Source organism: Streptomyces sp. NPDC088553 (assembly GCF_044752965.1).
Classification (GTDB): domain Bacteria; phylum Actinomycetota; class Actinomycetes; order Streptomycetales; family Streptomycetaceae; genus Streptomyces.
This window is the reverse complement of the sequence record NZ_JBIVMG010000011.1, coordinates 259357-266679: the sequence shown is the minus strand read 5'-3', so window position 1 is coordinate 266679 and position 7323 is coordinate 259357. Positions and strand designations below refer to the sequence as shown.

The window sequence follows — 7323 nt, the reverse complement described above, 5'->3', positions numbered from 1 at the left end:
GCGCGCTCCCCCGCCCCCACCCCCCCCCCCCCCCCCCCGCCCCCCCCCCCCCCCCCCCGGGGGGGGGGGGGGGGGGGGGGGGGGCGGGGGGCCCCCCCCCCCCCCCCCCCCCCCCCCCCCCGCCCACGCCTGTGAGCATCAACACGAAACGGGCAAACGATCACGTTTGGCTGCCAGAGTGGGCCCACGTAGGTCAAGCGTTCTTTTTCGGGCTGTTCCCGCTGAAGATCCTCGAACCACCCAGGGAGCACGTCCTTTGGCAGCCATCGCACGGTGGTGCATCAAGCACCGCCTCGTCGCCGTCCTGCTGTGGCTCGTCGCTCTCTGCGGGGTCGGCACCGCCGCGGTCGTCGCCGGCAGCGCGTACTCCAACGACTACGAGGTCCCCGGCACCGAGTCCGGTCGTGCCACCGCCCTCCTGGAGCGCGGCTTCCACGGCCTCGGCGGTGACAGCGACACCATCGTCTGGCACGCCGACAAGGGCAGCGTCCGCGCCGACGCCGTCGAGCGCCGCATGACCGCGATGCTCGACAAGGTCGCCGAGCTCCCCGGCATCGCCTCCGTGACCTCCCCGTACGGCGACACCCGGGGCCAGGTCAGCGAGGACGGGCACACCGCCTACGCCATCGTGACCTTCCACGAGCAGGCCGACGACATCCCCGAGGCGCAGGCCCGGGCCCTCGTCGACACCGCGAAGGAAGCCGCGGACGACAGCCTCTCGGTCGAACTCGGCGGCAGCGCCGTCGCCCTCACCGAAGCCCCCGGCGGCCACATCGCCGAAGTCGTCGGCGTCGCCGTCGCGGCCGTCGTCCTCTTCCTCGCCTTCGGCTCCCTCGCCGCCTCCGCGCTCCCCATCGCGACCGCGCTCGTCAGCGTCGGCATCGCCTACTCCGGGATCGTGCTCCTCGGCCATCTGATGACCGTCGCCGACTTCGCCCCGATGCTCGGCATGCTCGTCGGCCTCGGCGTCGGCATCGACTACGCCCTCTTCATCGTCACCCGGCACCGCAGAGGCCTGAAACGCGGGCTCTCCGTCGCCGAGGCCGCCGAGACCGCCGTCGCCACCACCGGACGCGCCGTCGTCTTCGCCGGTGCCACCGTCTGCATCGCCCTGCTGGGCATGCTGATCCTGAGGCTCAGCTTCCTCAACGGCGTCGCCATCGCCGCCTCCCTCACCGTCGTCCTCACGGTGGCGGCCTCCGTCACCCTCCTGCCGGCGCTGCTCTCCCTCATCGGCATGCGGGCGCTGTCCCGGCGCGAACGCCGGACGCTCGCCGAGCACGGGCCGCAGCCCGAGCTGCCCACCGGCTTCGCCGCCCGCTGGTCCGCCTTCGTCGAGCGGCACCCCAAGCTCCTCGGAATCGTCGCCGCCGTCGTCATGGGCGTCCTCGCGCTGCCCACCCTCTCGCTCCACCTGGGCACCTCCGACCAGGGCAACGGCCCGGCCACCGCGACCACGCGGCAGGCGTACGACCTGATCGCCGACGGCTTCGGCCCCGGCGTGAACGGCCCCCTCACCCTGGTCGCCGGACTCGACGGCGCCGACGACCGGATCGCCCTCGACCAGCTGCCGGCCGCCCTGTCCGCCACCAAGGGCGTCGCGTCCGTCTCCCCGGTCACGTACAACGGCTCCGGCGACACCGCCGTCCTGACCGTCGTCCCCGACTCCTCGCCCCAGTCCAAGGCCACCAGCGAGCTCGTCGACCGACTGCGCACGGACGTCCTCCCCGCGGCCGAGAGCGGCACCTCGCTCGACGTGCACGTGGGCGGCGTCACCGCCTCGTACGACGACTTCGCCGAGATCATCATCGGCAAGCTGCCGCTCTTCGTCGGCGTCGTCATCGCGCTCGGCTGCCTGCTGCTCCTGGTCGCCTTCCGCTCCCTCGGCATCCCGCTCAAGGCCGCCGCCATGAACGTCGCCGCCGTCGCCGGTGCCTTCGGCGTCGTCGTGGCGATCTTCCAGTGGGGCTGGGGGAGCGAGCTCCTCGGCCTCGGCAGCGCCGGGCCGATCGAGCCCTTCCTCCCGGTGATCATGGTGTCGGTCCTCTTCGGACTCTCCATGGACTACCAGGTCTTCCTGGTCAGCCGGATGTACGAGGAATGGCTGGAGACCGGCGACAACCGGCGGGCGGTCCGGGTCGGCCTCGCCGAGACCAGCCGCGTCATCAACTCCGCCGCCGTGATCATGATCGCGGTCTTCCTCGCCTTCGTCCTCTCCGGCGACCGGGTCATCGCGATGTTCGGCATCGCGCTCGCGGCGGCCGTCGCCCTCGACGCCTTCGTGCTGCGGACCCTTCTCGTCCCCGCCCTCATGCACATGCTCGGCGGGGCGAACTGGTGGCTGCCGAAGTGGCTCGACCGCCTCCTGCCCCGGATCAGCATCGAGACGCCCGAGTGCCGCGAGGCCGCCGACGCGCGTGGGAAAATACCGGCTCAGCGTGTGACGGCAGTGACGGCGCCCGCGGCTCCGGCCGCGGAGGAGAGGAACGACGATGTTCGCGATATCGCTGGGTGACGACGGCGCCGAGCTGCGGCCCCTGGAGCCCTCGAACGCCGAGGAGTTCCTCGCCCACATGGACCGCGGCCGCGAGTTCATCGGCGAGCACATCATCCTCGCCGACGTCGTGGCGGACCTCGACTCCGCCCGCTCCTTCCTCGGCTCGTACGCCGAGAAGGCCGCGAAGGACACCGGACGCATCTACGGCATCTGGACCGGCGGCACGCTCGTCGGCGGCGTCCTCTTCCGGACCTTCGACGCCACGTACGGCACCGCCGAGGCGGGCTGCTGGCTGGAGCCTTCCGCCGCCGGGAAGGGCCTGATCACCCGCGCGTGCCGGGTCATCATCGACTGGGCGATCGAGGAGCGCGGCATCCACCGCGTCGAGTGGCACGCCTCCGCGAAGAACGGGCCGAGCATCGCCGTCGCCCGCCGCCTGGGCATGACCCTCGAGGGCGTCCTGCGGGAGAACTACCCGCACCGCGGCGTCCGCGCCGACACCGAGGTCTGGGCCGTCCTCGCACCGGAGTGGCGCGCGGCGAAAGCGGCCTGACCCGCTTTCCTCATACGGTTCTCATACGGGGCGCCTAGCGTGCCGCGCATGGACACGAAGACGACGACAGAGAAGACCGGCGAGAGCGCGGACGCCGCCGGGACCGCCGAGGAGACGGCCGCGGTCGCGCTCGACAAGAAGGACACCGAGCCGGCCACCGCGCTGATCGACGCGGATGCGGACGCGGACGTGGACTCCGACGTGGACTCCGACGTGGACGAGGACGAGGAGCTGTTCGCCGAGGCGGCGGCTCCCGCCTCCACCAGCATCGCCGGTGCCGCCGCGGCCGTGGTCTCCGCCGCCCTCGGCGCCGTCGCGCTCACCGGCACCTGGACGGGCAAGGTCGTCTCCGAGCGCGAGACCCTCCTCGGGCAGATCAAGACCTCCGGGTCCGGCACCCCGGCCCAGCAGATCTCCGAGATCTACGGCGACGCCTGGCACAGCACCGCCCTGGTCAACGGCGTCTTCGCGCTGATCGCCCTCCTCGTCGCCGTCCTCGTGCTCATCCTCCCCGGGCGCCCGGCCTGGGTCCGGTCGGTCGCCGTCGCCGGCGCCGTCCTCGGCGGCCTGGGGCTGCTCCTGTCGGTCGGTACCTACTTCGACCTGTTCCTGAGCCTGCCGACCGCCGGATCCTGACCCTGCCCGAGGCACCCCGGGGCGACGCCTAAGGACCCCCGGGACCCGCCTAAGGACCCCCGTACCCCGAACATGCGGCACACGCCCGATGTGACCGCACCCCCTGGGAAACGACAGTAGAGGCATCGCAAGGAGCGATACCGAAACCGAGAAGAACCAGGGAGCACCCGATGTTCGAGTACGAACTCCACCGCATGAACCACGCCCAGCTCGTCCGCGAGGCCGCCGCCCACCGGCTGTCCCACGAGGCCGCCGAGACGGTCGGCTCCGCCCGGGGTCTGCGCCGCCTCGGCCGCCGGAGCGGGAACAAGGACGCGGAGGGGCGGGTGAGCGACGGCGGACGGGGTCACTTCGTCCGGGCCGCGTGACCCCCGTATGAGCGATGGCATGGACGGCTGTGCGATGCTCGGCGCCGTGGAGACCAGGTCAGTCAGTCCCGTGTTCGTCGGCCGCGCCGGCGAACTCACCGCCCTCACCGAGGCGCTCTCCCGCGCGACCGCGGGGGAGCCCCAGGCCCTGCTCATCGGCGGCGAGGCGGGGGTCGGCAAGACCCGGCTCATCGAGGAGTTCCTCGACACGGCCTGCGCACAGGGCGCCGTCGTCGCGGTCGGCGGCTGCGTCGAGCTCGGCGCCGACGGCCTGCCCTTCGCCCCCTTCGCCACCGCACTGCGCTCGCTCCGCCGCCGCCTCCCCGAGGAACTCGCCGCGGCGGCCGACGGACAGCAGGCGGAACTCGCCCGGCTGCTCCCCGAACTGGGCGACCCCGGCGGCCACGAGTCCTCGGACGAGGACTCCACCGCCCGCCTCTTCGAACTGACCGTACGGCTCCTGGAACGGCTCGCCGCCGACCGTACGATCGTGCTCGTCCTGGAAGACCTGCACTGGGCCGACGCCTCCACCCGGCACCTCCTCACCTACCTCCTGCGCACCCTGCGCCGCGGCCGCATCGTGGTCGTCGCCAGCTACCGCGCCGACGACATCCACCGCCGCCACCCGCTGCGCCCCCTCCTCGCCGAACTCGACCGGCTCCGCACCATCCGCCGCATCGAACTCGCCCGCTTCACCCGCAACGAGGTGCACCGCCAGCTCACCGGCATCCTCGCCGCCGAACCCGACCCCGGCCTCGTCGAGGAGGTCTTCGAACGCTCCGACGGCAACGCCTTCTTCGTCGAGGAACTCATCGTCTCCCACGAGGCCGGCTGCGCCGCGGGACAGCTCAGCGACTCCCTGCGCGACCTCCTGCTCGTCCGGGTCGAGACGCTCCCCGAGGACGCCCAGCGGGTCGCCAGGATCGTCGCCGAGGGCGGCTCCACCGTCGAGTACGGACTCCTCGCCGCCGTCGCCCGGCTCACCGAGGACGAACTCATCGAGGCCCTGCGGGCCGCCGTGGGCGCCAACCTCCTGCTCGCCGTCCCCGACGGCGACGGCTACCGCTTCCGCCACTCCCTGGTCCGCGAGGCCGTCAGTGACGACCTGCTGCCCGGCGAACGCTCCCGCCTCAACCGGCGCTACGCCGAAGCCCTGGAGGCCGACCCCGCGCTCGTCCGCGCCGACGAGCGCGCCAACCGGCTGGCCACCTACTGGTACCACGCGCACGACCCGTCCAAGGCCCTCCCCGCCGTCCTCAGCGCCTCCGTCGCGACCCGCAAGCGCCACGCCTACGCCGAGCAGCTCAGCCTCCTCGAACGCGCCATGGAACTCTGGGACAAGGCCCCCGCCGAGACGCGCGACTCCCTGCGCCCCATCGACTACGCCGACGCCTACCCCGCCTGCGGCTGCGACCCCGACGCCGCCTCCCTGCGCTTCCTCGACCTGCTCGCCGAGGCCGCCGTCGCCGCCCGGCTCAGCGGAGAACGGGAGCGGGCCGCGAAGATCTGCCGCACGGCCCTCCGGGTCCTCGACAGCGACGAGAACGACCCGCTGCGCGCCGCCTGGTTCTGGACGGAGATGGCACGGCTCCAGTCCAACCTCGGCCGGGGCGACGGCTGGCCGGAGATCGCCCGCGCCCAGGAACTCGTCAAGGGCCTCCCGCCGTCCGCCGTCCACGCCACCGTCCTGGTCGGCGCGGCCGGCTGGGGCATGCTCCGCAACCCCGGCCCCGAGGCGATCGCCGCCGCCGAACGCGCCGTCGAGTACGCGCGGTTCGTCAAGGCCGAGCCGATCGAGCTGAACGCCCGGATCACCCTCGGCACCATCATGGTGTCGGCAGGCGACACCGACGGCGGTCTCGCCACCATGCACGAGGCCCGCGAACGGACCGTCGCCCTCGGCCAGTTCCACGAGGCCGCCCGCGCCCACGTCAACATCTCCTCCTCCCTGGAGGCACTCGGCCGCTCCCGCGAGGCCGTCGAGACCGCCGTCGCCGGCATCGAACTGGCCCGCTCCCGCGGCCTCGTCGACAGCGCCGGCTGGATCCGCGCCAACCTCTCGGAGTCCCTCCTCTCACTCGGCGAATGGGACCGGAGCAAGGAGGAGGCCGAGGAGCTGCTCCGCTCCGGCGCGAGCAGCACCAAGCCGGGCGGAACGGCCCTGCTGCAGCTCGCCCACCTCGCCGCCGGCCGGGGCGAGCCGGCCAGGGCCGCCGCGTACCTCTCCCAGGCCCGCACCCGGTACGGCACCCGCGACCCCATCCCGCAGTACACCCTGCCCATGGCGCAGGTCGAGATCATCATCGCCGCCGCCGAGGCCCGCCTCGACGAGGTGCGGGAACAGCTCGCCGCCACCGCGGAGACCGGCTTCCCGCCCGGCACCCACCGCTACGGCTGGCCCCTCGTCCTCACCGCCGTCACCGCCGAGGCCGACAGCCGGGGACTGCCCGCCGCCGACGAGGGCCGCGCCGAGGCGCTCGCCGTCGTCCGCCGCAGCGTCCGCGCCCTCGCCACCCCGGCCCCGGTCTGGGAGGCCTACTCCCGGCAGGTCTCCGAGGAGATCGCCCGCGCCGAGGGCCGCGACACCGCCGCCCGCTGGGCCGAGGTCGTCGCCGCCTACACACCGCTCGAACGCCCGTACCAGCTGGCCCGCGCCCGCCACCGCCTCGCCGACGCCCTGCTCGTCGAGGGCGGCCGCCGCGAGGAGGCCACGGCCCTGCTCCGGGAGGCCCACGCCACCGCCGTCCGGCTCGGCGCCCGCCCGCTCCGCGAGGACGTGGAGCTCCTCGCCGCCCGCGCCCGCCTCTCCCTGACCGAGGAGAAGCAGGTGTCGGCCCCCGCGGAGCCGGGGGACGACACCTTCGGCCTGACCCCCCGCGAGCAGGACGTCCTGCGCCTCGTCGCGGCCGGCCGCACCAACCGTCAGATCGCCGAGGAACTCTTCATCTCACCCAAGACAGCCAGCGTCCACGTCTCCAACATCCTCGCCAAGCTCGGCGTCTCCGGCCGGGGCGAGGCCGCCGCCCTGGCCCACCGCCTCCACCTCCTCGACACGCCCCTCTGACCCGCCGGGCCCGTCTCCGGCCGCCGCGTCCCCCGCCGCCGTGCGGCGGGGGGCCCGTATCGTCACGCGGCCCGAGGTGAGGTCTATCGGCCCGCGCGACGGGTCGGCGTCACCCGGGTCCTCCCTGGTCAGCGCCTGCCTGCGGCGCTCCTCCTCGGTATGCCTGCGGCCGGGGGCGAACAGCTCCGCCAGGGGGTCGAACACG

6 protein-coding genes are annotated in these 7323 nt (G+C 73.7%); 5 read left to right on the top strand and 1 reads right to left on the bottom strand.

Annotated features, from left to right (window positions below; translation table 11 throughout):
* Nucleotides 1–256: 256 nt before the first annotated feature.
* The 5 genes from ACIP8Z_RS32185 (at nt 257) to ACIP8Z_RS32165 (ending at nt 7118) form a co-directional block, all read left to right on the top strand.
* Nucleotides 257–2515: an MMPL family transporter gene (locus ACIP8Z_RS32185; RefSeq protein ID WP_402089719.1), complete on the top strand. Its 2259-nt coding sequence runs from the start codon at nt 257–259 to the stop codon at nt 2513–2515.
* Nucleotides 2493–3050: a GNAT family N-acetyltransferase gene (locus ACIP8Z_RS32180; RefSeq protein WP_402089717.1), complete on the top strand. Its 558-nt coding sequence runs from the start codon at nt 2493–2495 to the stop codon at nt 3048–3050. Before ACIP8Z_RS32185 ends, ACIP8Z_RS32180 begins: the two co-directional genes overlap by 23 nt.
* Before the next feature lie 48 nt (nt 3051–3098).
* Nucleotides 3099–3686: a hypothetical protein gene (locus tag ACIP8Z_RS32175; RefSeq protein ID WP_402089715.1), complete on the top strand. Its 588-nt coding sequence runs from the start codon at nt 3099–3101 to the stop codon at nt 3684–3686.
* Between the two features lie 170 nt (nt 3687–3856).
* The gene (locus ACIP8Z_RS32170; protein ID WP_402089713.1) at nt 3857–4054 is read left to right on the top strand and encodes a hypothetical protein; all 198 of its coding nucleotides are present in this window, start codon (nt 3857–3859) and stop codon (nt 4052–4054) included.
* 7 nt (nt 4055–4061) lie between these two features.
* Nucleotides 4062–7118 carry an AAA family ATPase gene (locus ACIP8Z_RS32165; protein WP_402089711.1) on the top strand — a complete coding sequence of 1019 codons (3057 nt, stop codon included), beginning with the start codon at nt 4062–4064 and terminating at the stop codon, nt 7116–7118.
* On the opposite strand, the gene ACIP8Z_RS32160 is transcribed toward ACIP8Z_RS32165, so the two are convergent.
* The gene (locus ACIP8Z_RS32160; protein ID WP_402089740.1) at nt 7002–7322 is read right to left on the bottom strand and encodes a DUF6191 domain-containing protein; all 321 of its coding nucleotides are present in this window, start codon (nt 7320–7322) and stop codon (nt 7002–7004) included. The two genes, ACIP8Z_RS32165 and ACIP8Z_RS32160, sit on opposite strands and share 117 nt — an antisense overlap.
* Nucleotide 7323: the final 1 nt, after the last annotated feature.

Excerpts from the sequence above, each read along its gene's own strand:
- ACIP8Z_RS32175 (WP_402089715.1), top strand. The coding sequence starts at position 3,099 with ATGGACACGAAGACGACGACAGAGAAGACCGGCGAGAGCGCGGACGCC.
- ACIP8Z_RS32165 (WP_402089711.1), top strand. The coding sequence starts at position 4,062 with ATGAGCGATGGCATGGACGGCTGTGCGATGCTCGGCGCCGTGGAGACC.
- ACIP8Z_RS32170 (WP_402089713.1), top strand. The coding sequence starts at position 3,857 with ATGTTCGAGTACGAACTCCACCGCATGAACCACGCCCAGCTCGTCCGC.
- ACIP8Z_RS32180 (WP_402089717.1), top strand. The coding sequence starts at position 2,493 with ATGTTCGCGATATCGCTGGGTGACGACGGCGCCGAGCTGCGGCCCCTG.